This window comes from Achromobacter sp. GQ309 (assembly GCF_059759315.1).
Genome location: NZ_JCAXDP010000004.1, coordinates 584,170 through 608,858, shown reverse-complemented (window position 1 = coordinate 608,858; position 24,689 = coordinate 584,170). Strand labels below are relative to the sequence as shown.

The 24,689-nt window shown below is 64.3% G+C and carries 22 protein-coding genes and 1 tRNA gene; 6 read left to right on the top strand and 17 right to left on the bottom strand.

Translation table 11 applies throughout. The features are described 5' to 3' along the window. The first annotated feature begins 64 nt into the window (after positions 1-64). Complete coding sequence (fabI, locus tag AC6CIE_RS15985; protein WP_175125419.1) at positions 65-850, top strand: enoyl-ACP reductase FabI; 786 nt, start codon at positions 65-67, stop codon at positions 848-850. An 81-nt stretch (positions 851-931) separates the two neighbouring features. Here fabI and AC6CIE_RS15980 read toward each other — a convergent pair whose 3' ends face one another. Further along, entirely contained in the window at positions 932-1,330 is a 399-nt protein-coding gene (locus tag AC6CIE_RS15980; RefSeq protein ID WP_056327870.1) for an OsmC family protein, read from the bottom strand. A 207-nt stretch (positions 1,331-1,537) separates the two neighbouring features. Between AC6CIE_RS15980 and AC6CIE_RS15975 the strand changes: the two genes are divergently transcribed. Further along, complete coding sequence (locus tag AC6CIE_RS15975) at positions 1,538-2,215, top strand: tellurite resistance TerB family protein (RefSeq protein WP_175139099.1); 678 nt, start codon at positions 1,538-1,540, stop codon at positions 2,213-2,215. Positions 2,216-2,301: 86 nt separating this feature from the next. Here AC6CIE_RS15975 and AC6CIE_RS15970 read toward each other — a convergent pair whose 3' ends face one another. From AC6CIE_RS15970 to AC6CIE_RS15960, 3 genes are all read right to left on the bottom strand, one after another. After that, positions 2,302-3,288, bottom strand: coding sequence for a tripartite tricarboxylate transporter substrate binding protein (locus AC6CIE_RS15970; RefSeq protein ID WP_312993013.1), 987 nt, complete (start codon positions 3,286-3,288; stop codon positions 2,302-2,304). Positions 3,289-3,307: 19 nt separating this feature from the next. Then, entirely contained in the window at positions 3,308-4,192 is an 885-nt protein-coding gene (nadC, locus tag AC6CIE_RS15965) for a carboxylating nicotinate-nucleotide diphosphorylase (RefSeq protein WP_175125433.1), read from the bottom strand. 82 nt (positions 4,193-4,274) lie between these two features. Beyond that, on the bottom strand, positions 4,275-5,204 hold the full coding sequence (locus AC6CIE_RS15960) for an NUDIX hydrolase (protein WP_175125435.1): 930 nt from the start codon (positions 5,202-5,204) through the stop codon (positions 4,275-4,277). 222 nt (positions 5,205-5,426) lie between these two features. Here AC6CIE_RS15960 and AC6CIE_RS15955 point away from each other — a divergent pair, with 222 nt between their 5' ends. Continuing rightward, entirely contained in the window at positions 5,427-5,654 is a 228-nt protein-coding gene (locus tag AC6CIE_RS15955) for a hypothetical protein (protein WP_191578184.1), read from the top strand. Between the two features lie 52 nt (positions 5,655-5,706). Here AC6CIE_RS15955 and AC6CIE_RS15950 read toward each other — a convergent pair whose 3' ends face one another. The 9 genes from AC6CIE_RS15950 to ribD all read right to left on the bottom strand — a co-directional run bounded on the left by AC6CIE_RS15950 (position 5,707) and on the right by ribD (position 16,965). Beyond that, positions 5,707-6,672, bottom strand: a complete 966-nt coding sequence (locus tag AC6CIE_RS15950) for a Bug family tripartite tricarboxylate transporter substrate binding protein (protein WP_498092806.1) — start codon at positions 6,670-6,672, stop codon at positions 5,707-5,709. Positions 6,673-6,741: 69 nt separating this feature from the next. Then, a complete protein-coding gene (locus AC6CIE_RS15945; protein WP_175186375.1) occupies positions 6,742-7,920 on the bottom strand; it encodes a CaiB/BaiF CoA transferase family protein in 1,179 nt (392 codons plus the stop codon). Between the two features lie 28 nt (positions 7,921-7,948). After that, positions 7,949-8,887, bottom strand: a complete 939-nt coding sequence (locus AC6CIE_RS15940; protein WP_218342159.1) for a hydroxymethylglutaryl-CoA lyase — start codon at positions 8,885-8,887, stop codon at positions 7,949-7,951. Positions 8,888-9,083: 196 nt separating this feature from the next. Then, positions 9,084-10,016, bottom strand: a complete 933-nt coding sequence (locus AC6CIE_RS15935; RefSeq protein ID WP_367351414.1) for a LysR substrate-binding domain-containing protein — start codon at positions 10,014-10,016, stop codon at positions 9,084-9,086. A gap of 115 nt (positions 10,017-10,131) precedes the next feature. Further along, positions 10,132-10,222 (bottom strand) — tRNA-Ser (locus AC6CIE_RS15930). A 145-nt stretch (positions 10,223-10,367) separates the two neighbouring features. Next, the gene (locus AC6CIE_RS15925; protein WP_175125455.1) at positions 10,368-11,921 is read right to left on the bottom strand and encodes a SpoVR family protein; all 1,554 of its coding nucleotides are present in this window, start codon (positions 11,919-11,921) and stop codon (positions 10,368-10,370) included. After that, complete coding sequence (locus AC6CIE_RS15920) at positions 11,918-13,177, bottom strand: YeaH/YhbH family protein (RefSeq protein WP_498092803.1); 1,260 nt, start codon at positions 13,175-13,177, stop codon at positions 11,918-11,920. Before AC6CIE_RS15920 ends, AC6CIE_RS15925 begins: the two co-directional genes overlap by 4 nt. 12 nt (positions 13,178-13,189) lie before the next feature. Further along, positions 13,190-15,106 carry a PrkA family serine protein kinase gene (locus AC6CIE_RS15915; RefSeq protein ID WP_370633001.1) on the bottom strand — a complete coding sequence of 639 codons (1,917 nt, stop codon included), beginning with the start codon at positions 15,104-15,106 and terminating at the stop codon, positions 13,190-13,192. A 743-nt stretch (positions 15,107-15,849) separates the two neighbouring features. Further along, the gene (gene ribD / locus AC6CIE_RS15910) at positions 15,850-16,965 is read right to left on the bottom strand and encodes a bifunctional diaminohydroxyphosphoribosylaminopyrimidine deaminase/5-amino-6-(5-phosphoribosylamino)uracil reductase RibD (protein WP_498092860.1); all 1,116 of its coding nucleotides are present in this window, start codon (positions 16,963-16,965) and stop codon (positions 15,850-15,852) included. A 213-nt stretch (positions 16,966-17,178) separates the two neighbouring features. Between ribD and AC6CIE_RS15905 the strand changes: the two genes are divergently transcribed. Next, on the top strand, positions 17,179-17,742 hold the full coding sequence (locus tag AC6CIE_RS15905; protein ID WP_343738577.1) for a cysteine hydrolase family protein: 564 nt from the start codon (positions 17,179-17,181) through the stop codon (positions 17,740-17,742). Positions 17,743-17,761: 19 nt separating this feature from the next. Beyond that, on the top strand, positions 17,762-18,754 hold the full coding sequence (locus AC6CIE_RS15900; RefSeq protein ID WP_498092801.1) for a GlxA family transcriptional regulator: 993 nt from the start codon (positions 17,762-17,764) through the stop codon (positions 18,752-18,754). 49 nt (positions 18,755-18,803) lie between these two features. Here the strand turns inward: AC6CIE_RS15900 and nrdR are convergent, their stop codons facing one another. The 4 genes from nrdR to tyrS form a co-directional block, all read right to left on the bottom strand. Next, complete coding sequence (nrdR, locus tag AC6CIE_RS15895; protein ID WP_056327845.1) at positions 18,804-19,283, bottom strand: transcriptional regulator NrdR; 480 nt, start codon at positions 19,281-19,283, stop codon at positions 18,804-18,806. A 223-nt stretch (positions 19,284-19,506) separates the two neighbouring features. Next, positions 19,507-20,757 (bottom strand): serine hydroxymethyltransferase, encoded by a 1,251-nt coding sequence (glyA, locus tag AC6CIE_RS15890; RefSeq protein WP_175139111.1) that lies wholly within the window; start codon positions 20,755-20,757, stop codon positions 19,507-19,509. Between the two features lie 281 nt (positions 20,758-21,038). Continuing rightward, positions 21,039-21,692: a YbhB/YbcL family Raf kinase inhibitor-like protein gene (locus tag AC6CIE_RS15885; RefSeq protein ID WP_498092798.1), complete on the bottom strand. Its 654-nt coding sequence runs from the start codon at positions 21,690-21,692 to the stop codon at positions 21,039-21,041. 71 nt (positions 21,693-21,763) lie between these two features. Further along, positions 21,764-22,993 (bottom strand): tyrosine--tRNA ligase, encoded by a 1,230-nt coding sequence (gene tyrS / locus AC6CIE_RS15880; RefSeq protein ID WP_175186501.1) that lies wholly within the window; start codon positions 22,991-22,993, stop codon positions 21,764-21,766. Positions 22,994-23,249: 256 nt separating this feature from the next. Between tyrS and AC6CIE_RS15875 the strand changes: the two genes are divergently transcribed. Beyond that, positions 23,250-24,659 carry a M23 family metallopeptidase gene (locus AC6CIE_RS15875; protein ID WP_175139114.1) on the top strand — a complete coding sequence of 470 codons (1,410 nt, stop codon included), beginning with the start codon at positions 23,250-23,252 and terminating at the stop codon, positions 24,657-24,659. Positions 24,660-24,689: the final 30 nt, after the last annotated feature.

The window sequence follows — 24,689 nt, the reverse complement described above, 5'->3', positions numbered from 1 at the left end:
GCTGGACCGCCAAATTCCCTAAAATAGGCGGCCTCCAGAAGGGAAAAATTTCAAGGACACATCTATGGGCTTTCTCGCCGGCAAGCGCATCCTGGTCACCGGGGTGCTTTCCAACCGTTCCATCGCCTACGGCATCGCGCGCGCCTGTCATCAGCAAGGCGCCGAACTGGCGTTCACCTACGTGGGCGACCGCTTCAAGGACCGCGTCAGCGAATTCGCCGCCGAGTTCGGCAGCAACATCGTGCTGCCCTGCGACGTGGCCGAAGACAGCCAGATCGACGGCGCCTTCGCCGAACTGGGCAAGCACTGGGACGGCCTGGACGGCCTGGTCCACTCCATTGGCTTCGCCCCGCGTGAAGCCATTGCCGGCAACTTCCTGGACGGCCTGTCGCGCGAAGGCTTTCGCATCGCCCACGACATCTCGGCCTACAGCTTTGCCGCCATGGCCAAGGCCGCGCTGCCCCTGATGGAAGGCCGCAACGGTTCCGTGCTGACGCTGACGTACCTGGGCGCCGAGCGCGTGGTTCCCAACTACAACACGATGGGTCTGGCCAAGGCGTCGCTTGAAGCCAGCGTGCGCTACCTGGCCACGGCGCTGGGCCCGCGCGGCATCCGTGCCAACGGCATCTCCGCCGGCCCGATCAAGACACTGGCCGCCAGCGGCATCAAGGACTTCTCGGCCATCCTGAAGTTCGTGGAAAACCAGTCCCCCCTGCGCCGCAACATCACCATCGAAGACGTCGGCAACGTCGCGGCCTTCATGCTGTCGGACCTGGCTGCCGGTGTGACCGGCGAGATCACCCACGTGGACGGCGGCTTCTCGACCATCGTTCCGGGCATGGAAGAGTAAGACTTTCTTGGGGCGGGGCCTGGCGCCCCGCCTTGCCGAACGGGGCCGGTTTCTCCGGCCCCTTCTCCGATTTCCGGTTTCTCAGTCCGGCCGCACGATCAGCGTGGACACCTGCACGTCCACCGCCGTCATCAGCTTGTGGATCGGGCACTTCTCGGCCACGGCCAGCAATTCGTCGATCTGCGCATCGGACAACTCGCCGTGCAGCGTCAGCTTGGCGGTCAGGCGATAGATGCCACGGCGTTCCTCGCTGGCATCGCGCACCACTTCCACCCCCACCGATTCCAGCGGCAGGCCCTTGCGCTGCGCGTAGACCATCAGCGTCATCGCCTTGCAGCCGCCCAGCGCGGTATCGAAGTAATCGTGCGGGTCCGGCCCCTCGCCTTGCGGCTTGGGCATGTCCAGCGGCAGGTCGTGGCCTTCGGCCGTTGCGGTGAATTGCAGGGACTGGGGCGCATTCTGGCGCACGCGGATGCTCATGGATCGGTTCTCCTGTGTTGGGACTACCAGGGACAGCCCTGGATGATCTGGCTGCGCCTGCATGGGGCGGCCGGTCGGCCGGCGACAAGGACGGTTGTAGCACTTGCCGCAGACTTCCGGGGCCGGATCAACCGCCTGACGGCTAGCTGAACTTCCTGCGACGGCCACGGTCCGATATCCCTGACCGACCGTTTTACAGGAGGCCGCATGAGCGCCCGGCAATTACTTGATCAACTGTTGCAGTCCGGACAAGGGCTGCTTTCCGACACGACGAACCGCGTGCAGAACGCCACCGGCGGCAAGGGATCGTCCCTGCTTTCCGGCTTGGGCGGCGGCGCCCTGGGCGCAGGCGCCCTCGGCCTCTTGATGGGCAGCAAGAAGGCCCGCAAGATCGGCGGCAAGGTCGCCATGTACGGCGGCATGGCCGCGCTGGGCGCATTGGCCTATCGCGCCTACGGCGACTGGCAGCGCAAGCAGGCGGGCGCGCCCACTGCCCCGCCCCAGACGCTGGACCGCCTGCCCGCCCCCGAGGCCGAACAGCACAGCAACGCCGTCCTCACCGCCATGATCGGCGCGGCCAAGGCCGACGGCCATATCGGCCCCGAAGAAAAAACCCTGCTGGAAACGGAACTGGCCAAGCTGTCATCCGACGCCCAGGACCGCCGCTGGCTGGAAGCCGAGCTGTCCCGTCCGTTGGATCCCAGTGTCATTGCCCAGTCGGCCAAGACGCCCGAAATGGCGGCGGAAATGTACCTGGCCAGCCTGCTCGTCGTGGACGAGGAAAGCTACATGGAGCGCGCGTACCTGGATGAACTGGCGCGTCAGCTCAAGCTGGAACCGGGCCTGAAGGAGCAATTGGAGCAGCACGCCAAAGCGGCTGTCTGATAGCAGCGGCTGACGCTGCAACCGTAGTTTCAGCCCCCTCCGCGGCCGATTCCGCGCATCACGCGCCGGATCGGCCGCTTTGCCGTTCAATCCGCCCGCAATCCGATCGCCTCGGTCAGCGCGGTATAGCGGTCGATGTCCGCGCCGATCATCTGCTGAAACTCTTGCGGCGAGCTGCTGGCAGGCGTAAAGCCCTGCTCACGCAGCGCGGCCTGCACATCCGGCCGCCGCACGATCTTCCCCACCGCCGCATTCAGCTTGTCGACCACTGCGGGCGGCGTCGCCGCCGGGGTCAACAGCCCGTGCCACTGATCCAGCGCATAGCCTGACACGCCCTGCTCGGCCACCGTCGGTACGGTGGGCATGAGCGGTGACCGCGCGGGCGACGTCACGGCCAGCGCGCGCAGCTTGCCCGCGGCGATCAACGGCGCCGCGCTGGAAGCCGTCACCACCCCCACGCCCACCTGCCCCGCCATCACATCGGTCAGCGCCGGGCCACATCCCTTGTACGGCACCTGCTGCATCACCGCACCCGTCTTGCGCGACAGCATCTCGCCCGCCAGATGCTGCGGTGTGCCGTTGCCGCACGTCGCAAACGCCAGCGGCTTGTCCGGCACGGCGGCCACGATCACGTCATCAAGATTGCGCAAAGGCGACGCCGCCGGCACGACAAACACCGAGGGCACGAAAGCCACATTGATGACCGCCGCAAAATCCCGCTTCGGCGAGAAGCCCAGATTGCGATAGACCCCCGGGTTGATCGCAAACGAGCTGTTCACCATCAGCAGCGTGTAGCCGTCCGGCGGCGACTCGGCCACGATCCGCGCACCGATGTTGCCGCTGGCGCCCGGCCGGTTCTCCACCACCACCGGCTGCCCCAACGACTCCTGCAGACTGGCGCCGATGCGGCGTGCAAGCAGATCGGTCCCGCCGCCGGGCGGAAACGTCACGACGATCGTGATGGGATGCGACGGATACGACGCATCGCCCGGCGCCTCGCCCGAGGGCGGATTACCGCAGGCCGTCAGCGACAGCACAACAAGCGTAAGAGACGAAAGCAGCAGGCGTTTCATGTTCGCGACCAATGAAAAGTCAGGCGTCCAGACCAATGTCCAGCACCTTGGCGCTATGCGTCAGCCAACCCACGGCGATCTGATCCACGCCGGTAGCGGCCACGGCGGCCGCGGTTTCGGGCGTGATCCGGCCCGAGGCTTCCGTAATCGCCCGGCCCCGCGCCATCGCGACGGCGCGACGCAGGTCATCCAGGCTCATGTTGTCCAGCAGCACCACGTCCACGCCCAGCGACAGCGCCACTTCAAGCTGCTCCAGCGTGTCCACTTCCAGCTCGATCTTCACCATGTGGCCCACGCCGGCGCGCGCCCGTTCGACGGCCGTCGCCACGCTGCCGGCCAGCGCAATGTGGTTGTCCTTGATGAGCACCGCGTCGTCCAGCCCATGACGGTGATTGCTGCCGCCGCCCACGCGCACCGCGTACTTTTGCACCGCCCGCAACCCCGGCATGGTCTTGCGCGTGCAGGTGACACGCGCGCCGAAATCCGAGATGGCCCGGGCGATCGACGCCGTGGCTGTCGCCACGCCGCTCAGGTGACACAGAAAATTGAGCGCCACCCGCTCCGCGCTAAGCATCGCGCGCGCATTGCCCTGGATGCGCGCGATCTCCATCCCGGGCTCGAGATCGCTGCCATCGCGGCGCGACACCGTGAATGCCAGGTTCGGGTCCATCGTGCGGAACGCCAGCCGGGCCAGATCCAATCCCGCCAGCACGCCCTCCTGCCGCGCCACGAGCCGCGTTTCGGCCGTGGCATCGGCCGGCACGATGGCGTCGGTCGTCAGGTCGCCAGCGCGGCCCAGGTCCTCCAACAACGCCGCCCGCACGAGCGGCTCCAGCATGACGTCCGGCAGCGGCGGAACGGGAAGGCGATCGGCTGCGAGGGGCTTTGCGGCTTTAATGCTCATTTTGAGTATTTGTAGCGTAAAAAAAGGCGCGCAAGAATTGCGCACCAATTATGCTAATTATGAGTATAAGCCTTGTCAAGCATCAAACGACGCGCGACACCGGCAGCTTGCTGCCTGCAATGGCCCGCTCCAACAGCACGTCGCGCCGGAACCGGAACAGTTTGGCGGGCCGGCCGGCGGTGCCGGTCGCCATGGCGCCGGTCTCTTCGACCAGATCCTGCTGTTCGATGAAGCGGCGGAAGTTCTGCTTGTGCAACCCACGCCCCGCCAGCGCCTCGACCGCCATCTGCAGCTGCAACAGCGTGAACTCGTCCGGCATCAGTTCAAACACCACCGGGCGGTACTTGATCTTGGCGCGCAGCCTCGCAATGCCGGTGGCCAGGATGCGCCGGTGGTCGTGGCGCATCGGCTGTCCGGGTACCACCGCGGTTTCGCCGGTGCGCCGCACCGCCTCGGGCACCAGCCCGGCTTCGAACAACAGTTCGTAGCGCTGCAGCACCATGTCCTCATTCCACGCCGCGCCATCCAGTCCAAAGGTGATCGCCGCGCGCTGCTGGCGGCGCGCGCGGACCGATGCGTCCGCGCTGCCTTCGCACCACGCGGTGAGCCGCGGCACGATCACATCCTCGACGAGCGCCGGCGTGCCCGCGCGGCGGTCTTCCCACGGAAAGTAGCGATACCAGTCCTGCCAGCCGACTTGCGCAACGCCCGTCTCGCCCGCTTCGCGCGTGAGGCCCAGGTAGCTGACCGAGATGACCCGCCCGCCGGACTCATCCGAGCGATCGCCGTCCGCAAAGGTATACAGCTGCTCGACATACCCCAACGGATGATGCGTCTGCGCCTCGACCCAATCGCGCAGGCCGGCCTGCAGCGACCGGTGCGACAACTCGAACGGCCCGGCCGGCAACGCCCTGGCATCGTCCGTCGTCAGCACCCGCGGCTCGCCGTTGGTCACCGCAACCAGCACGGCAACGAGTTCAGCATGGACGGAGCGTTCGACGGATTCGGTCAAGGTGGGCGTGGGGGTATCGAGGATGGGCGGTCGGCAGAAAATGGCGGCGCGAAGCTCGAGATTATAAGGACGCAGTGTGGCAAGTTTTGATGGCCTCGTCCTGCAACAGCCCCTTGCAATCGTGACATCCAGAACGCTGCCTCACCGGGACGGGGGTTCTAAGATGGATCAATGTCCAGGCGCGGCGCCATCCTGGCCTCGCGCGCAGTCGGAGCAATCGCCATGCTGAAAACCACCCCTGATCCCACCACTGCGTCCAAGGGTGCGGACGAACAAAAGCCCCCGACAGACCCGCGCAAGGGTACCGAGACCCTGCCCATGCCCGAGGAAAGCAACGTCGTCGCAGGCATGCCGCGGCGTGGCCGCGCCATTGCGGAACCCGGAGAACCGGGTGTCATCACGCCGGAAGACGACGTGCTGGATACGTCGTACGACACACCCAAGACGTGACGCGCACGGTGTTCCGCGCATAGGGATCGCCGGCGCAAAGCCGGCGATACCCTCAGTCCAGCTTCACCTTCGCACCCTCGATCACAGGCTTCCACTTCTGGTAGTCCTGCTTGATGGTCTCCGCGAACTGTTCCGGCGTCGTGGGCATGGCCTGCGCGCCCTGAGCCGCCAAGGCCTCCTGCATCGCCGGCAATGCCAGCACCTTGTTGAGTTCCGTGTTCAGCGTCTGGATGATGGGTTTGGGCGTCTTGGCGGGCGCCAGCAAGCCATACCAGACCCGTACGTCAAAGCCGGGATAACCCAGTTCCGCCACGGTCGGCACCTCGGGCAGCGCCGGGCTGCGCTGCGGCGAGGTGACGGCCAGCGCGACCGCGCTGCCGGCCTTGAGCTGCGGCGCCGCCGACGGGATGGACGTGAAGATCACCGGCACCTGACCGCCCAGCAGATCGGCCATGGCAGGGCCCGACCCTTTGTACGGCACGTGGACCAGCTTGACGTCCGCGCGCTGCTGGAGCAGTTCGGCAGCCAGGTGCGTGATGGTACCGGCGCCCGGCGACCCGTAGTTGACGGCCCCCGGCGCCTTGCGGGCCGCTTCGATCAGCGCCGGCAAGGTCTGGTAGGGACTGGATTTGCCCGCCACGATGACCAGGGGCGCTTCGCCCACGATGCCAATCGGCGCAAAGTCCTTGATCGGGTCGTAGGAGAGCTTGCTGTAGATGGAAGGCGCCACCGCCAGGTTGTCGACCTGCCCCATGACGATTTCATAGCCGTCCGGCTTGGCGCGCGCGGCCGCGCCGATGCCGATGGTGCCGCCGGCGCCCGGCCGGTTCTCGGCCACCACGTTCCATTTGGTCGTCTCGCCCAGCTTGGCGCTCACTGTGCGGGACAGGAAGTCCGTGCCGCCGCCCGGCGTGAACGGCACGATGATGCGGATGGGTTGATTCGGGTAGGACTCCTGGGCGTGGGCGCCTGCCGCGACGCCCAGCACGCAAGCTGAAAGCAGAAGGTTGCGTAGCATGTCGTTTGTCTCCGTCGTTATTGCTTTATGGGCAGGCTGTGTCGCCTTGGTGGTCTTGCCGCGGCGCGTTCAGATGACGCCACGTTCCTGCAAACCGCGGATGTCCTCCTGCGCGAATCCGAATCGCAGCAGCACATCGCGAGTATCCGCGCCCAGCGCGGGCGCGGCTTGCACGGGCCGGGCTTCGGCCTGCGCAAACTTGATCGGGAAGCCCAGCATCCGCACATCGCCGTGGTCGCCATGCGGCACGTCGATGGCCATGCGCTGGTCCTGCACCTGAGGATCCTCGAACACTTCCTGAAGGTTCAGCACCTGACCGCACGGCACGCCAAACCGGTTCAGGCGTTCGATCCAGTGGGCGCTGGTGTGCTGGCGCGTGCGCGTCTGGATGGCCTCGGTGATGGCACCACGATTGCGCATGCGATCGGCGTTCGTCGCAAAACGGGGATCGGCGCGCAGTTCCGGCAGCTCCAACGCGTCCAGCAGCTTGTGATAGACGACGTCGTTGCTGGGCGCGATTGCGACCTGCCCGTCGGCCGTCTCGAACAGCCCGTAGGGCGACGCGATGCCATGATCGTTGCCCGTGCGCGCCGGCAGCCGGCCGTCGGCAAAATAGTTCGACGCCTGAAAGCTCAAGAGGCCGATCATGCTGCCCAGGAGGCTCACGCTGACGCTGTCCCCCTGGCCGGTGCGCTCGCGGCGCAACAATGCCGCCACGATGCCGAGCGCGCCATTCATGCCGGCCACCAGATCGCTGATGGGGGGACCCGCGCGCATCGGCGGCTGACTTTCCGCGCCATTCAGGCTCATGAACCCGCTCATCGCCTGCGCGATGAAATCGAATGCCGGCCGGTCGCGATAGGGCCCGGTCGTACCAAAGCCGTTGATGCTGCAATGAATGATGTCGGGCTTGAGCGCCTTGAGCGCCTCGTCGCCCAGCCCCATCTTCTGCATTACGCCGGGACGGTAGTTCTCGACGATGACATCGCATTCGGCGATCAGGCGCCGCAGCACGGCCTTGCCTTCCTCGCTGTAAAGGTCGAGCGTGACGGATTTCTTGTTGCGGTTGTAGTTGGCGAAGTACCAGCTCAGGCCGTCGCGTATCACGCCCTGGGCGCGCACCGGGTCGCCTTCGCCCGGCGTCTCGATCTTGATGACCTCTGCGCCCATGTCGGCAAGCAGAGAGGTGCAGAACGGACCCGAGATGATGCGGGTCAGGTCCAGAATGCGGAATCCGGATAGAGGCATGGGTTCTTTTGAATCCAGGGTTGCGAAATCAGCCGACGGCGGCCACGGCGCCGTCGTAATCGTGCAAGGCAAGACGCGGCCCGGCCTTCATCACCTGCCCTGACAACGGGCGCTTCATCACCTGCTCAAGATGCCGCGACGCCTGGATCAGCGCCGCCAGGTCGATGCCCGTCTCGATGTCCATCTCGTGCAGCAGGTTGACCGTGTCCTCGGTGCAGACATTTCCCGTCGCCCCGGGCGCGAACGGACAGCCGCCCAAGCCGCCCAGCGACGATTCGAAGGACGTGATGCCGGCGTGCAGCCCCTCGACCACATTCACCAGCCCGAGACCGCGCGTGTTGTGAAAGTGCAGGGAAAAATCCATGGCCGGAAACGCGGCGCGCAGCGCGTCCACCGTCTTGCGCACGAGCCGCGGCGTCGCCATGCCCGTCGTGTCGCCGAGCGTGACGGCGTCGAAATCCAGACGGGCAAACTCGGCCACGATGGTCTTCAACGTGGCGATATCGACATCGCCTTCAAACGGACAACCGAAGGCGACCGCGATGGCGCCCTTGCGCCGCATGGGATGCTCCTGCAACAGCGCCGCCACATCCTCGATGTCGCGCAGCGATTGCTCCACGGACCGGTTCAGGTTCTTTCTGTTGTGGCTTTCGCTGGCCGACAGGAACACCACGACTTCATCGGCACGCGATGCCAGCGCACGTTCAACGCCGCGCGGGTTCGGCGCCAGCGCGCTCAACACGACGCCCGGCCGCTTGTCCGCCAGCGCCAGCAACTCTGCGGCGTCGCGCATCTGCGGCACCGCCCGGGGCGACACGAACGAGGTTGCCTCGATGTGGCGCACGCCGGCGGCAATCAGTTCATTCAGGATGGCAGCCTTGGTCTCGGTGGGCACGAACTCGGGCTCGCTTTGCAGTCCGTCCCGCAGTCCCACCTCCACGATCTGCACTCGGCTTGGAAGGCTCACGTCTCTCTCTCCTCGCGCCCGCGCGGCGGGCGGTCCATGGGCTTGATGAGCTATCTTCCGAGGTCCGCCGGCGTGGCACAAATCGCGATTCTTCAGCGGGGCATCGCCATTCGCGATGGCTGAGCGCGGCGGCGCCTGCGTTGGCCGTCCGGATTTTGCTACGCAACATCCGTGTCCCAATCCAGAAAGACCTGCCTCAATTGCCGGAGGCGGCGGCCTCTTGCAGCAGGTGCTCCATCAGCAACCGGGCAGCGCCGGACAGGGGCTCATTGCTGCGCACGCACAACTTGAGCTGGCGACGCGCCCACGCGTCCGTCAAAGGGATAATCCGTAGATCGCCGCAATCGAAGAGGGACAGCGCCTCCACGGGCACGATACCAATGCCCAGCTCGCAGCGCACCATCGACACCAGCGCATCGTATGACGTGACCTGGAACCGCAGCCGCACCGTCCGATTGATGGCTGCCGCCTCGCGCGTGAACAGGTAGTTCGCCGCGCTGCCCCGGTGCATGCCGACGTGGTCGTACTCCAGCGTGTCGGCAAACGCCACGCGCTCCCGCGCAGCCAGCGGATGAGACCGGTTGGCCACCAGCGTCATCACATCGCGCCGGTACGGAAAACTCTGCAGCCCGCTGTCGTCGTCGGTCTGGGTATAGATACCGATATCGCTCATGTTCTGCTGCACCGCTCGCGTCACCGCGGAACTGACGTTCTCCTCCAGATCGATCTGCACGCCGGGGTGCAGCGTCAGAAAGCGCCGCAGATCCTGCGGCAGGAACTGCGTGATGGAAGACAGGTTGGCCGCGATGCGCACATGCCCGCGCACGCCCGATGAAAAATCGCGGATCTCGTCCGTGAGGCCGCGCGCCTGATGCAGCAGCGCCCGCGCGTGCCGCGCCAACGCATGGCCAGCGCCTGTCGCCGCCACCCCTCGGGCATGCCGGGTGATCAGCACCACATCCAGGATGCGCTCCAGCTCCGACAGCCGCTTGCTCAGCGCCGAGGGCGCAATGTGCTCACGCGCGGCGGCCGCGGCAATGCTGCCCTCTTCAACCACGGCCACAAAGACCTGCAGGCTGTAGAGATCCAGGCGAGGCGCGGATGATCGAATCGGCAGGTCGAAAGTCATGGCACGAGCGTACCGTAACGATTCCCGGAAATGCAAAAGGCCCCGATCTCTGGGAGATCGGGGCCTTTTTTGGCTTGGCCGCTTTTTGGGGGCTTGGCGGCCTTGCCAGTATTCCTGGCGGACAGAGGGGGATTCGAACCCCCGATACGCTTTTGACGTATACACGCTTTCCAGGCGTGCGCCTTCAACCACTCGGCCACCTGTCCTACTGCACTTCCAGGGGCCTTTCGGTGCTGATGAAAGACGCTGCTGAAAATGCGAATCCGCGATTCTAGCAGAATCGGCAACAGCACAGCAAGCGGGCAAACAAAAAGGGACGCACTACGCGCGTCCCTTCCCCTGCTGGCGTCATTACTTCGACGCGGGCGGGTCCTGCTCCCGGTAGGAGCTGATCGTGCCGTCCGGTTCGGTTTCTTCCAGCCGGACGCGGAATCCCCACAGACGTGCCAGATGCTTCATGACCTGTTCGGCATCTTCACCGGCCAGCGGTCGGCCGCGGCTCTTCAAGTGGCGCAGCACCAGCGAGCGGTCGGTGTCGCGGTTGAAGCGGACGACCTGGATGTCGGGCACCAGGTTGTCGCGATTGTGCTGCGCGGCGAGCAGGCGCCGGATGTCGCGGTAGCCCTCGTCGTCGTGGATCGCGGCCACTTCCAGTTTGGGGTTGGCTTGGTGGTCCGAGATCGCGAAGAAGCGGAATTCGCGGATCAGGCGCGGGGACAGATACTGCGAGATGTAGGACTCGTCCTTGAAATTACGCATGGCGAAGTCCAACGTCTTCAACCAGTCGCCGCCCGCGATGTCGGGGAACCAGCGGCGGTCTTCGGGCGTGGGCGCTTCGCAGATGCGGCGGATGTCCGACATCATTGCAAAGCCCAGCGCGTACGGGTTGATGCCGCCATAGCCGCGCTCGTCAAAGCCGCGCTGGCTGACGACGTTGGTGTGGCTTTGCAGGAACTCCATCATGAAGCCGTCGTTCACCAGGCCCTTCTCGTGCAGGCGGTTCAGGATGGTGTAGTGCCAGAACGTGGCCCAGCCTTCGTTCATAACCTTGGTCTGGGTCTGCGGATAGAAATACTGTGCGACCTTGCGGACGATGCGCACCAGCTCCTTCTGCCACGGGGCCAGCTTGGGCGAGTACTTTTCGATGAAGTACAGCAGATTTTCCTCGGGCTCGGGCGGAAACACGGACGCCGCGACGCGCGTGTCCTTGTCCGCTTCGATGCGCGGCAGCGTGCGCCACAGGTCGTTGTACTGCAGGCGCGCGTGTTCCTCGCGCTCGGCCTGGCGGGTAGCCTCTTCCTTGAAGGAGACCGGCGTCGGGCGCTTGTAGCGGTCGACGCCGTGATGCGACAGCGCATGGCACGAGTCCAGCAGCGACTCCACGGCGTCGATGCCGTAGCGGTCTTCGCACGCCATCACGTACTTGCGCGCGAACACCAGGTAATCCAGCACGCCGTCGGCGTCTGTCCATTGCCGGAAGAGATAGTTGCCCTTGAAGAAGGAATTGTGCCCGTAGCAGGCATGTGCGATCACCAGCGCCTGCATCGGCATGGAATTCTCTTCCATGAGGTAAGAAATGCACGGGTTGGAATTGATGACGATTTCGTACGCCAGCCCCTGCATGCCGCGGCGGTAGTACTGCTCGTTGCGGATGAATTCCTTGCCGTACGACCAATGCGGGTAGCCAATGGGCAAGCCCGCCGACGCGTACGCGTCCAGCATCTGTTCCGAGGTGATTACCTCGATCTGGTTCGGATACGTGTCCAAGCCGTATTCACGCGCAATCTGCGAGATCGCGTCGTCATAGGTCTGGATCAGTTCGAACGTCCATTCGGAACCCTGCGAGATCGGCCGGACACCGCCGTCCGATCCCGGCTCCACGAGCGCACCCATGTTGGCGTTCATGCGGTCTCCTTCTTGAACAGGTCGTGGAACACGGGAAAGATTTCCCCGCGGTCGCAAATGCGCCGCATGACGAAGTGCGGTTCCAGTTTCTGTTCATACTCGGCCCACAGACTGCTCTTGCGGGCTTCCTGCGAGTCGGGGATTTCGATGTAGGCAAAGTAGCGCGACGAAGGCAGCAGATGCTCGGCCAGGAATCGCGCGCTCTTGCCCGCATCGGCGCCAAACGAGTCGCCGTCGCTGGCCTGCGCCGCGTAGACGTTCCACGCGGACGGCGGATAGCGCTTTTCCAGGATCTCGCGCATCAGCTCCAATGCCGACAACACGATCGTGCCGCCGCTCTTGGGGTCGTAGAAGAACGTGTGCTCGTCCACTTCCTCGGCGTTGTCGGTGTGGCGGATGAACACCAGATCGACGTGCTCGTACTTGCGCGACAGAAACAGGTAGAGCAGCGTGAAGAAGCGCTTGGCCAGATCCTTCTTGCCCTCGTCCATGGAACCGGACACGTCCATCAGGCAGAACATGACGGCGCGCGCCATGGGGATGGCGACCGACACGCGGTTGCGATAGCGCAGATCCAGGTCGTCCAGGAACGGCACACGCGCCAGACGCTCGCGGCAATCCTCGACCTCCTGTTCCAGCTCGCGGATTCGGGCCTGCGACACACCCGCAGCCTTGGCCTCTTCCAGCGCGTCCTCGGCATCGCGCAGGTCGGCGCGCGCCTTCACGCCCAGCGACACGCGACGCGCCAGCGATGACTTCAGCGTGCGGCTGATGCTCAGCGTGCTGGGCGAGCCGGTGGTGGTGTAGCCGGCGCGCTGCCACTTTTTCTGGCTGACTTCGCCAAGCTGGTTGCGCGCCAGGTGCGGCAGTTCCAGATCCTCGAAAAAGAGGTTCAGAAATTCGGCGCGCGACAGGCTGAAGGTGAACTGGTCCACCGATTCACCTTCACCCGGCTCGGAGCCGCCCTCGCCCTGCCCGCCCTGCGGCCGGTCGAAGGTGTCGCCCTTGGCGAATTCGCGATTGCCCGGATGCACCAATTCGCGGTCGCCGCCCGCGCCGTGCCGGAATGTCGGCTCGGAGATATCGCGGGCGGGCAGATTGATCTCACCGCCTTGATCCATGTCCTGGATCGAGCGGTCACGGATCATCCCGTGTACCGCCTTGCGGATCTGATCCTTGTAACGCCGCAGAAAGCGTTCCCGGTTAACGGCGCTCTTGTTGCGACCGTTAAGACGGCGATCGATCAGTGAATTCATGATTCACCTCGCTCAGGAAGACTTCCTCACACGGAGATACCACTCGCACAGCAGCCTGACCTGCTTTTCCGTGTAGCCCTTCTCCACCATCCGGTCGACGAAGCTCTGGTGTTTCGTCTTGTCCTCGGCCGAGGCCTTGGCGTTGAACGAAATCACCGGCAGCAGGTCTTCCGTGTTCGAGAACATCTTCTTCTCGATCACTTCGCGCAGCTTTTCATAGCTGGTCCAGTTCGGATTGCGGCCGCTGTTGTTGGCGCGCGCCCGCAGCACGAAGTTCACGATCTCGTTACGGAAGTCCTTGGGATTGGCAATGCCTGCGGGCTTCTCGATCTTTTCCAGTTCATCGTTCAGCGCGCTGCGGTCGAAGCTTTCGCCGGTTTCAGGATCGCGGAACTCCTCGTCCTGGATCCAGCAGTCGGCAAACGTGACGTAGCGGTCGAAGATGTTCTGGCCGTATTCGGAGTAGGACTCCAGGTAAGCGGTCTGGATCTCCTTGCCGATGAACTCCGCGTAACGCGGCGCCAGGAAGCCCTTGATGAATTCCAGATAGCGCCGACGGATTTCGTCGGGATAGTCTTCACGGCCGATGCGCTGCTCCAACACGTACATCAGGTGCACCGGATTGGCCGCCACTTCGGTCTGGTCATAGTTGAAGACGCTGGACAGGATCTTGTACGCGAAACGCGTCGAGACGCCGGTCATGCCTTCATCCGTGCCCGCGTAGTCCTTGTATTCCTGCAGCGCCTTGGCTTTGGGATCGACGTCCTTCAGGCTTTCGCCGTCGTAGACCCGCAGCTTGGAATAGATGCTGGAATTCTCGGGTTCCTTCAGGCGTGTCAGCACCGAGAACTGCGCCATCATGTCCAGCGTTCCGGGCGCGCACGGCGCTTCGGACAGCGAGCTGTGATGCAGCAGCTTCTCGTAGATGCGGACCTCTTCGGAAACCTGCAGGCAGTAAGGCACCTTGACGATATAGATACGGTCAAGGAACGCCTCGTTGTGCTTGTTGTTGCGGAAGGTCTGCCATTCCGATTCGTTCGAGTGGGCCAGGATCGTGCCGTTGAACGGGATGGCCGAGAAGCCTTCCGTGCCCTTGAAGTTGCCTTCCTGGGTAGCCGTCAACAGCGGATGCAGCATCTTGATCGGGGCCTTGAACATTTCCACGAATTCGAGCAGCCCCTGGTTCGCCAGGCACAAGCCACCGGAATAGCTGTACGCGTCCGGGTCGTCCTGCGAATGGCGGTCGAGCTTGCGGATATCAACCTTGCCCACCAGCGACGAAATGTCCTGGTTGTTTTCGTCGCCCGGTTCGGTCTTGGCGATGGCGATCTGGCGCAGCACCGACGGATTCAGGCGCACCACACGGAACTTCGAGATGTCGCCGTCGAACTCCTTCAGGCGCTTGACTGCCCACGGCGACATGATGCCGGTCAGGTAGCGCTTCGGGATGCCGTATTCCTTTTCGAGCGTGTCGCCGAATCGTTCCGGATGGAACAGCCCGAGCGGCGATTCGTTCACCGGCGATCCCTTCAACGCGTAGATGGGAAAACTTTCCATCAGCGCCTTGAGCCGTTCGGCGATGGACGACTTGCCGCCGCCCACCGGTCCCAGCAGATAGAGGATTTGCTTGCGCTCTTCCAGTCCCTGCGCGGCGTGTTTGAAGAACGCGACGATCTGTCCGATCACGTCCTCCATGCCGTAGAACTCCTGGAACGCGGGATAGCGCCGGATGGTCCGGTTGGAAAACAAACGGGAAAGACGTGGGTCGTTGCGCGTATCCACGATTTCAGGTTCACCGATCGCGGCAAGCATGCGCTCAGCGGGGCTGGCGTAGGCCATGGGATCGCGCTTGGCGAGGCTCAGATACTCCTCGAGCGAGAGCTCTGATTCCTGCTCTCTTGCATACTGCGACTTGAAGCCTTCGACGATGTTTTGCACGGAAACCTCCTACATACAACACGCGAAAAATTCAATACGTCCCTACATGCCCATTGTGCATCAGCGCCTGCGAATTACTAAACAACTTCGCTGTTGGCGTTTTCGGCAAGTTGTTATGTTGCTTTCGCCACACATCAACCATAAGCACGATCGGACCCTTTGTGTTTAGGCTGCACCCCTTTCACACTAGTTCCGTCAGGGATTGCAACTAACGTGAGCAAGTTAACTCGTCGTCTCGAGCATAGACCCGCATATAGCGTGCCTGACGCAACCGCACATGAAATGGTCGGCAACGAAACGACGGAATGAGCGATATCCGATGGATTCTTGTTGGCCCGGGATAAACCCGGAGCGTTCGCCATGCGATCGCAGCGAACGGGCTGAACGGCGCTGGGCGACTTCGTTCAGTGGCGTGCCGGTCGGTGTTGAACTGCGCCGATTCGCGGCACGGGAATCCGTGGTGACGAGGGCGCGCAGCGGCTGTGCGGGTGGTCCGTGAGCGCGTAGCGCCAAGTCATGCTGCTTATGCTAAGCCCGTGACTCTTTTGTGGCAATTCATTTTGCGCGAATAATTGCTCGTGTAATCACGCGAAACGCCTTCGTGCGCGGTGTGGTGCGCGCCCATCGCGCATGCCGATTCGCACGCATCGACAGGGTGCATCGTGCAGACGCAAGCTGTGCGCGGCTTTCAAACGATTGGCAGCCGAACGCGCGGAGTGCTAACAACAAATCCGTTACGACAACGTGGGCAACGCCACGCTTTCCATCAATTGCCGCCACGTGCCTGCCACGCGCGCGCGCACAGACAGATCGGCGCCAACGCGCGCGATATCGGTAAATTCGTAGCGCCGCGCGGCGTCCAGGTGTTCGAGCATCGGCAAGCGCACCATGCCCGCCGCGTCGCCCAGCAGCACCGGCGCCAGATACAACAACAGTTCGTCGACGCAGCCGGCCGACACCAGCGCACCGCTCAGGCCCGCGCCTGCCTCGACGTGAACCTCGTTGAACTGCTGCTCGCCCATCCAGCGCATCATGGCAGGCAGATCGACGCGGCCAGGTTCCGTGCCCGGCAAGCACACCACGCGCGCATTCTTGTCCGCCAGGCGCGCTGCCTTCGCGGCATCTTCGCGCGCGGTGAACACGATGACCTCTGCGCCATCGAACAGCCGCGCGGTCTCCGGGATCTGGAATTGGCCGTCCACGACGGCCTTGCGCGGCTGGCGCGGCGTATCGACGTCGCGCACGTTCAGCTGCGGATCGTCCTTGAGCACGGTGCCCATGCCGGTCAGCACGACGCAGCTGCGCGCCCGCCAGCGGTGTCCGTCGGCCCGCGCTTCCGGTCCGGTGATCCATTGCGACATGCCGTTATGGAGCGCACTGCGGCCGTCCAGCGACGCCGCCATCTTCATCCACACCCACGGCAGGCCGCGGCTCATACGCGAAATGAAGCCGGCGTTCACCGCCAGCGCTTCTTCGCGGCAGACGCCGGTCGTCACCGCGATGCCCGCTTCGCGCAGCCGCGCCAGCCCCTGCCCGTTGACGAGCGGATTCGGATCACCCATGGCGACCACCACGCGCGCCGGCGGCGCCGCCAGCACCGCATCGACGCATGGCGGCGTGCGGCCGAAGTGGCTGCACGGTTCCAGCGTGACATACAGCGTGGAACCGGCGACCGTCTCGCCACGCGCTTGCGCATCGCGCAGCGCGCAGATTTCCGCGTGCGGGCCGCCCGGCGGCTGCGTCGCGCCTTCGCCCAGCACGCGGCCGTCACGCACGATCACGCAGCCGACCCGAGGGTTGGGCGCGGTGGTGAACATGACGGTGTGCGCCAGCGCCAGGGCGCGTCGCATCCAGAAGAGATCGTCGGAGTCGCGGGTAATGTCCATGCCCAGGATTGTATGTCCGCCGCGCACGAATCTGCCGCGCGGTCCGGGCGCTTTCCGGCTGCCACCCCGCCATGTCCGTTTTGGGCCGCCGGCCGTCTTGGAACGCGCTCGCGGATCCGCCCAATCGGGAGTAAAAATGGCGTCACCCCCACGAATCCATGGCCAGGAGGCCCGGAAATGAAACAGGCACTTATCGTCATCGACGTCCAGGAATCCTTTCGCCAACGTCCGTTTTGGGACGAATCGGAGTATCCGGCGTTCATTTCGCAGATCCAGCCGCTGATCGACGCCGCCGCCGCGAAGGACATGCCGGTCCTGCAGGTATTCCACACCAGCCCCGCCGACGACCCCGCCAATCCGTTTTCGCTCGCCTCCGGCCACGTCAAGACGCTCAAGGAATTGCGAATTTCTCCCACGGCGGTGTTTCACAAGACAGTGCATTCGTCGCTGTACGCCAAGGACGAGCATGGCGCCTCGTTGCACGATTGGCTGCTCAAACACGGCATCGAAGGCATCATCGTGGCCGGCATCCGCACGGAACAGTGCTGCGAAACGACGTCGCGCCATGCCAGCGACGCCGGCTTCAAGGTGGTGTTTCCCACCGACGCCACGCTGACCTTTGCCATGCAAAGCCCGTCCGGCAGGAACTACACGCCGGCCGAGATCCGCGACCGGACCGAGCTGGTCCTGCAGGGCCGTTTTGCCCGCATCGTGCGCGCGGCCGACGCGCTGGCCGCGTAGCGTCCGGTTGGAGGCGCAGATGATCCCGGTGTATTTCGTGGTGCCGCGGGGCATCGTCCTGCTGGACCTCGCGGGTCCGGCGGAAGCCTTCCGCGTGGCCAACAAGCTGTGTCCGGGCACGTTCGCGCAGCATTTCTGCGGCCCTTCCCGCGACGTCGAAAGCGGCATTCCGGGCCTGCATTTGGCGCACGTGCAACCGCTGCCGGCGGCCGTGCCCCGCAATGCGCTGGTCATCATCTCGGGCGTGGTGGGCAAACACACGCGCCTGGAAGACGACGATGCGCGCGCCATCGTCGACTGGCTGGCGGTTCGCCACCCGGCCGACGGCTTCACGTTGATGACGGTCTGCGCGGGCGCGCTGTTCGCGGCCGCGGCCGGCCTGACGCGGCAGCGCGAGTGCACCACGCATCACACCTGTCTGGAACAGCTTGCCGCGTTGGATCCCACTGCCCGCGTGCTGGACAACCGCATCTTCGTCGAGGACGGGAATCTGGTCAGCAGCGCGGGCATCACGGCCGGGATCGATCTGGCATTGCACATGGTGTCGCGCCATTGCGGCCCGCGCGCGGCCAGCGAGGCGGCGCGCGACATGGTCGTCTACCAGCGCCGGGCGGGCTCGGATTCCGCGTTGTCGCCCTGGCTGGACCATCGCAGCCATATGCACCCGGGCGTGCACCGGGTCCAGGATGCCGTCATCCGCGATCCGGCTGCGCCCTGGTCGGCCCAGTCGCTGGCGGATCAGGCGCACACCAGCGCCCGCCATCTGACGCGCCTCTTTCGTGAACACGCCGGCTGCACGCCGATGGACTACCTGTATCAGATCCGCGTGGCGCTGGCGCGCGACCTGTTGCGCGACACCCGGCTGGATCTGGAACGCGTGGCGGAAAAGTCCGGATTCGGGTCGGCGCAACACATGCGCCGGGTATGGCGCAAGTTTCAGCCCCTGACGCCAAGCCTGATGCGGGGGGAGTTCACGCCTGGAGATGCCCCGCGCGGGACGCCAATGCAATGAACGGCGCCCCAGGCGCCGTTCATGATCGGTCAGGGCGCGCCGTGTGGCGCTAGTCCTTGCGCAGCTTGCCGGGCAGCAGCGGCCCCTGCATCTCGCGGATCGCCTCGACGAACTCGCCGATGTCCTCGAAGCTCTTGTAGACCGAGGCAAAGCGCACGTAGGCCACCTTGTCGAGCTTGCGCAGTTCGTTCATGACCAGTTCGCCGATGTGCTCGGACGGCACTTCGCGCTGGCCGCTGGCCAGCAGTTGTTCCTCGATGCGCGCGACGGCCGCATCCACGTCTTCCGTGCTGACGGGGCGCTTGCGCAGGGCCAGGCTCAGGCTGGCGCGCAGCTTGACCGGATCGTATTCGCTGCGGCTGCCATTGCGCTTGACGATCGAAGGCATGGCGAGCTCCACCCGTTCATAGGTGGTGAACCGCTTGTCACAGGACAGGCAACGGCGGCGACGGCGAATGGCGTCGCCCTCTTCGGAGACCCGGCTGTCGACGACCTGCGTTTCGGCATTGCCGCAAAATGGACACCGCATGTGTGATCCCTAAAGGCGCTGAAGGCAAAAATTAAGCATATTGTAACGACGGCATGATGCAAAGCGGCATTAGGGACGAATCCGACGCCGCCGCGACATCGGCGCATCGTGCGGCAGATGCCAACGCCTGCCCGCCATAAAGATCAAGGGACGGCACCTTGCGGCGCCGTCCCTTGGTATGACTCTGCCCGGAAAGCGGCCAGGCCGCGTCCGGGGCACCTGCTTACTTCTTGCCGTACACCGGCAGACGCGAGGTCAGTTCATTGACCTTGGCGCGCACGGCGGCGATGTTCGCTTCGTCGCGCGGGTTGTCCAGCACGTCGGCGATCAGGTTGGCGGTCAGCTCGGCGTCGGCTTCGGTGAAACCGCGGGTGGTCATGGCCGGCGTGCCCAGGCGGATGCCGCTGGTCACGAAGGGCTTTTCCGGGTCGTTCGGGATGGCGTTCTTGTTGACCGTGATGTGGGCCTGGCCCAGCACCGCTTCGGCTTCCTTGCCCGTGATGCCCTTGGAACGCAGGTCCACCAGCATGACGTGGCTTTCGGTACGGCCCGAGACGATGCGCAGGCCACGCTTGACCAGCGTGTCGGCCAGCACCTTGGCGTTCTTGACCACTTGCTGCGCGTAGTCCTTGAACGAGGGTTCCAGCGCTTCCTTGAAGGCCACGGCCTTGCCGGCGATGACGTGCATCAGCGGACCGCCCTGGATGCCGGGGAAGATTGCCGAGTTGATGATCTTCTCGTGCTCGGCCTTCATCATGATGACGCCGCCGCGCGGGCCGCGCAGCGACTTGTGCGTGGTCGAGGTGACGAAGTCGGCGTGCGGAACCGGGTTGGGGTAGGCGCCGCCGGCGACCAGACCCGCGTAGTGGGCGATGTCGACCATGAACAGCGCGCCGTTTTCACGGGCGATGCGGGCCATGCGTTCGAAGTCGATATGCAGGGCATAGGCCGATGCGCCTGCCACGATCAGCTTGGGCTTGTGTTCCTTGGCCAGCTGTTCGACCTGCTCGTAGTTCAGGACTTCGTTTTCATCCAGGCCGTACGAGATGAAGTTGTACAGCTTGCCCGACGCGTTGACCGACGCGCCGTGCGTCAGGTGACCGCCTTCGGCCAGGCTCATGCCCAGCACGGTGTCGCCCGGCTTGAGCACGGCCATGTACACGCCCTGGTTCGCCTGCGAGCCGGAGTTGGGCTGCACGTTGGCGGCCTCGGCGCCGAAGATCTGCTTCAGGCGGTCGATGGCCAGTTGCTCGACCACGTCCACGTATTCGCAACCACCGTAGTAGCGCTTGCCCGGGTAGCCTTCGGCGTACTTGTTCGTGAGCTGCGTGCCTTGCGCTTCCATGACGGCCGGGCTGGCGTAGTTCTCCGAAGCGATCAGCTCGATGTGCTGCTCTTGGCGCTGATCTTCCTTCTGGATGGCGGCCCAAACGTCCGGGTCAGCCTTGGACAAGGTGAGGTTGCGGTCAAACATGACGGGGGTTTCCTGAGGCGGTAAAAGGAAAAAACGAGAGAGAAGAAAACGGCGTCGGGCGGGTAAACCCGCAGAATGCTGAGTAGTTTACCCCGTCATGCGGGATCATTTGCGCTCAAAACGGCCTGAACCGGCCCAATTTCCGGCGGACGGGCGCGAAAACCACGGCATCGCCGCGGGCCGGGAAACGGCTCTCATGACGACTTGAGAAAGATTCATGCAAAGGGCGCGGGCAATAAAAAGGGCCGCGCTTGGCGGCCCTGCGTACATGGCGGTGTCGATCAGGCCGACGTGGCTCCGATTTGCTTGGGCGCCAGCGCCGGATTGAGCGTATAGGTGCCGGTCAGCGACGCTTGCGCGAGCACATGCTTCTGCATGGCACGCAGCGCGTCTTCGCCGGTGAAAGAGCCCTGCAAGTTCAGGCTAGGCACGTCCAGGGCGTACAGCGTAAAGATGTAGCGATGGACCAGGGCATCGTTCCAGGGCGGGCACGGACCGTCGTAGCCGAAGTACTCGCCGCTCATGTCGTGGTCATTGGCGAACCACGACGAATAGGAATTGATGCCTTGGCGCGCGTCCATGGGGGCCAACGGGCCGCCCTTGCCGCGCGGCGTGATGCCGTTGGAAAACGCGCCTTCGTCGATCTCGCGCAGGTCGGCCGGCAGATCAACCAGCACCCAATGGAAGAAATCCACGCGGGCGAGGTCGGCAGGCACTTCGCGGCCTTCCTGGTTGACGTCGTCAGGACGCGAGGGCACATCGGGATCGTGGCAGATCAGTGCAAACGACTGCGTGCCCGCAGGGACGTCGTCCCAGGAGAATTGCGGGTTGCAGTTGTCTGCCAGCGCGACGTGCGATTGCGCATCGATCTTGCCGAAAGCATAGCGTTCGGGAATCGACTCGTGATCGGAAAAAGACAAACTCGAAAGTTCCATGTCGTGCTCCTTTAAATGCCGCAAAGGCGCCAGGCGTTTGTATGTACCCTGAGCGTATCAAAACTTCGCATTTACGGGTTCAAGTTAACACGCGCAAACTTGCGCTTGCCCACCTGAACGACGTAAGTCCCGGCCGGCAATTGCAACGATTTGTCTTCCACGCGATCGCCGTTGACGCGCACGCCGCCTTGCTCGACGTTGCGCTGCGCTTCCGAGCCGGAAGCGACCAGCCCCGCTTCACGCAACAGCTTCAGGATGCCCACCGGCGCGCCGCCGATGTTGACTTCGGGCATGTCGTCAGGAATGGCGCCGTCGCGGAACCGTGCCTCGAACGAGGCCAGCGCGTCGTCCGCCGCCTTGGCCGAATGGAAACGCGCGATGATTTCCTGGGCCAGCATGACCTTGGCGTCGCGCGGATTGCGGCCGCCGTCGATCTCCTGCTTGAGCGCGGCGATGTCCTCCAGCGAGCGGAAGGACAGCAGCTCGAAGTAGCGCCACATCAGCGTGTCGGAAATCGACATGAGCTTGCCGAACATGGAATCGGGCGACTCCGAAATGCCGATGTAGTTACCCTTGGACTTGGACATCTTCTCTACGCCGTCCGTCCCGACCAGCAGCGGCATCGTCAGGATGCACTGCGGCTCCTGTCCATATTCCTTTTGCAGCTCGCGTCCCACCAGCAGGTTGAACTTCTGATCGGTGCCCCCCAGCTCCAGATCGGACTTCAGCGCGACCGAGTCGTAACCCTGCATCAGCGGATACAGGAATTCATGCACCGAGATGGGGATGCCGCCCTTGAAGCGCTTGGTGAAGTCTTCGCGCTCCATCATGCGGGCGACCGTATAGCGCGATGCCAGCTGGATCATGCCGCGCGCGCCCAGGGGATCGCACCATTCGGAGTTGTAGCGGATCTCGGTGCGGGCCGGATCCAGCACCAGGCTGGCCTGGGCGTAATAGGTCTTGGCGTTGGCCTCGATCTGCTCGCGCGTCAGCGGCGGGCGCGTGCTGTTGCGGCCGCTGGGGTCACCGATGGTCGAGGTGAAATCGCCGATCAGGAAGATGACGTTGTGCCCCAGGTCCTGCAACTGGCGCATCTTGTTCAGCACCACCGTATGACCCAGGTGAATGTCCGGCGCGGTCGGATCCAGGCCGAGCTTGATGCGCAGCGGCACGCCGGTGGCGCGGCTCTTGGCCAGCTTGCGGGCGAATTCGGACTCGACCAGCAGTTCATCGCAGCCGCGCTTGGCTATACGCAGATCCGCTTCGACTTCGGGGGTAATGGGGGCTTCGGTGGGTGACATGACAGGGGGCCCAAGGCGGCTTCAGCCGACAAAAAGGTGTAAAAAGTGACGAAAACTATCGTAAATTCTAGCCGAATCGGCTAGGATACCGGCCTAATCATACGCAACTGCCATATGTACGCAGGTGCGTTCGCTCTACCATCCCTTGTTCACAGATGCGCCCCCGCGCCAGCCCTTGCCCCGGAAACGTGGCGCGCGAGGGCCGTTCGTGTACCGCACCCTGCGAGTTCAAGCCACCTGAGAGGGTATTTTCACGATGACTCGTGGCCTCCACGAACTGGCGAGTGGCCTCAAGCGCAAAGTCGCTGCCGTATTTGCGCCCGTTGAGCCCAAGCCCCATCGCTCGGGACTTTTCCGCCGCACGCTTCTCGTCACCGCAATTGGTCTGTTCGCAGGCGCCGCCGCTCTCGGCATGGTGCAGCAACCCGACCGCACCGAACTCCCCCCCTCGCGCGTCATCCAGAGCATTCTGCCGCTGACCGCCGAGCAAGTCGAAGTCAGCACCCCCAGCGCCGCCCCCTACATCAGCGAAACCCGGATCCGTCCGGGCGACACGCTGTCGGCAGTGCTGCAGCGCCTGGAACTCGACGCGCCCAACCTGCAATCCTTCCTGACGCACGACGCCAGCGCCCGCAGCATCTACAAGCTGTATCCCGGCCGCTCGGTGCAGGCCGCCACGGACGAACAGGGCAATCTGGTCTGGCTGCGCTACATCCACACTCCCGGCAATGAAACCGACGGCCAGGTCGTGACGCGCATGCTGCACGTCGCCCCGTCCGGCGACAGCTACAAGGCCGAGGAAGTCACCGAAAGCACCGAACGCCAGACCCGCGTCGCCGTCGGCACCATCAAGTCCTCGCTCTTCGGCGCCACGGACTCCGCCGGCATCCCGGACTCGGTCACCATGCAGATGGCCGACATCCTCAGCGCCAAGATCGACTTCCTGCGCGACCTGCGCCAAGGCGATCAATTCCGCGTGGTCTACGAAGTGCGTTCGCACGACGGCCGCTACGCTGGCGCTGGCCGCGTGTTGGCCCTGGAATTCATCAATGGCGGCAAGACCTTCAACGCCGTCTGGTTCAGCCCCGACGAAAAGTCCGGCTCCTATTACGACTTCGACGGCACCAGCCTGCGCGGCGCATTCCTGCGCACCGCCCTGAAGTTCAGCCGCATCAGCTCGACGTTCGGCATGCGCATGCATCCCATCCACAAGACCTGGACCGGACACAAGGGCGTCGACTACGCCGCGCCGTCGGGCACGCCGATCCACTCCACCGCGGACGGCACGGTCGAATTCTCGGGCTGGCAGAACGGCTACGGCAACGTGGTCATCGTCAAGCACCACGGCAAGTATTCGACGCTGTACGCGCACCAGAGCCGCATCGCCGAAGGCGTCACCAAGGGCTCCAAGGTTTCGCAAGGCCAACTGCTGGGCTATGTCGGTTCCACCGGCTGGGCCACCGGTCCCCACCTGCACTACGAATTCCGCGTCGACAACCAGCCCATCGACCCGCTGTCGGTGGACCTGCCCGTGGCGCGCGCCCTCGAACCCGCGGAAGTCCGCGCGTTCAACCAGGCGGTCGGACCGTACAAGCAGCAGATCCAGTTGCTGACGCAATTCCAGCAGACGCTGCCTGACGCGCTGACCAACGTGGCCAGCCGCTAAGGCAGGTCCGCACTAAACAGGCCCGCGCGC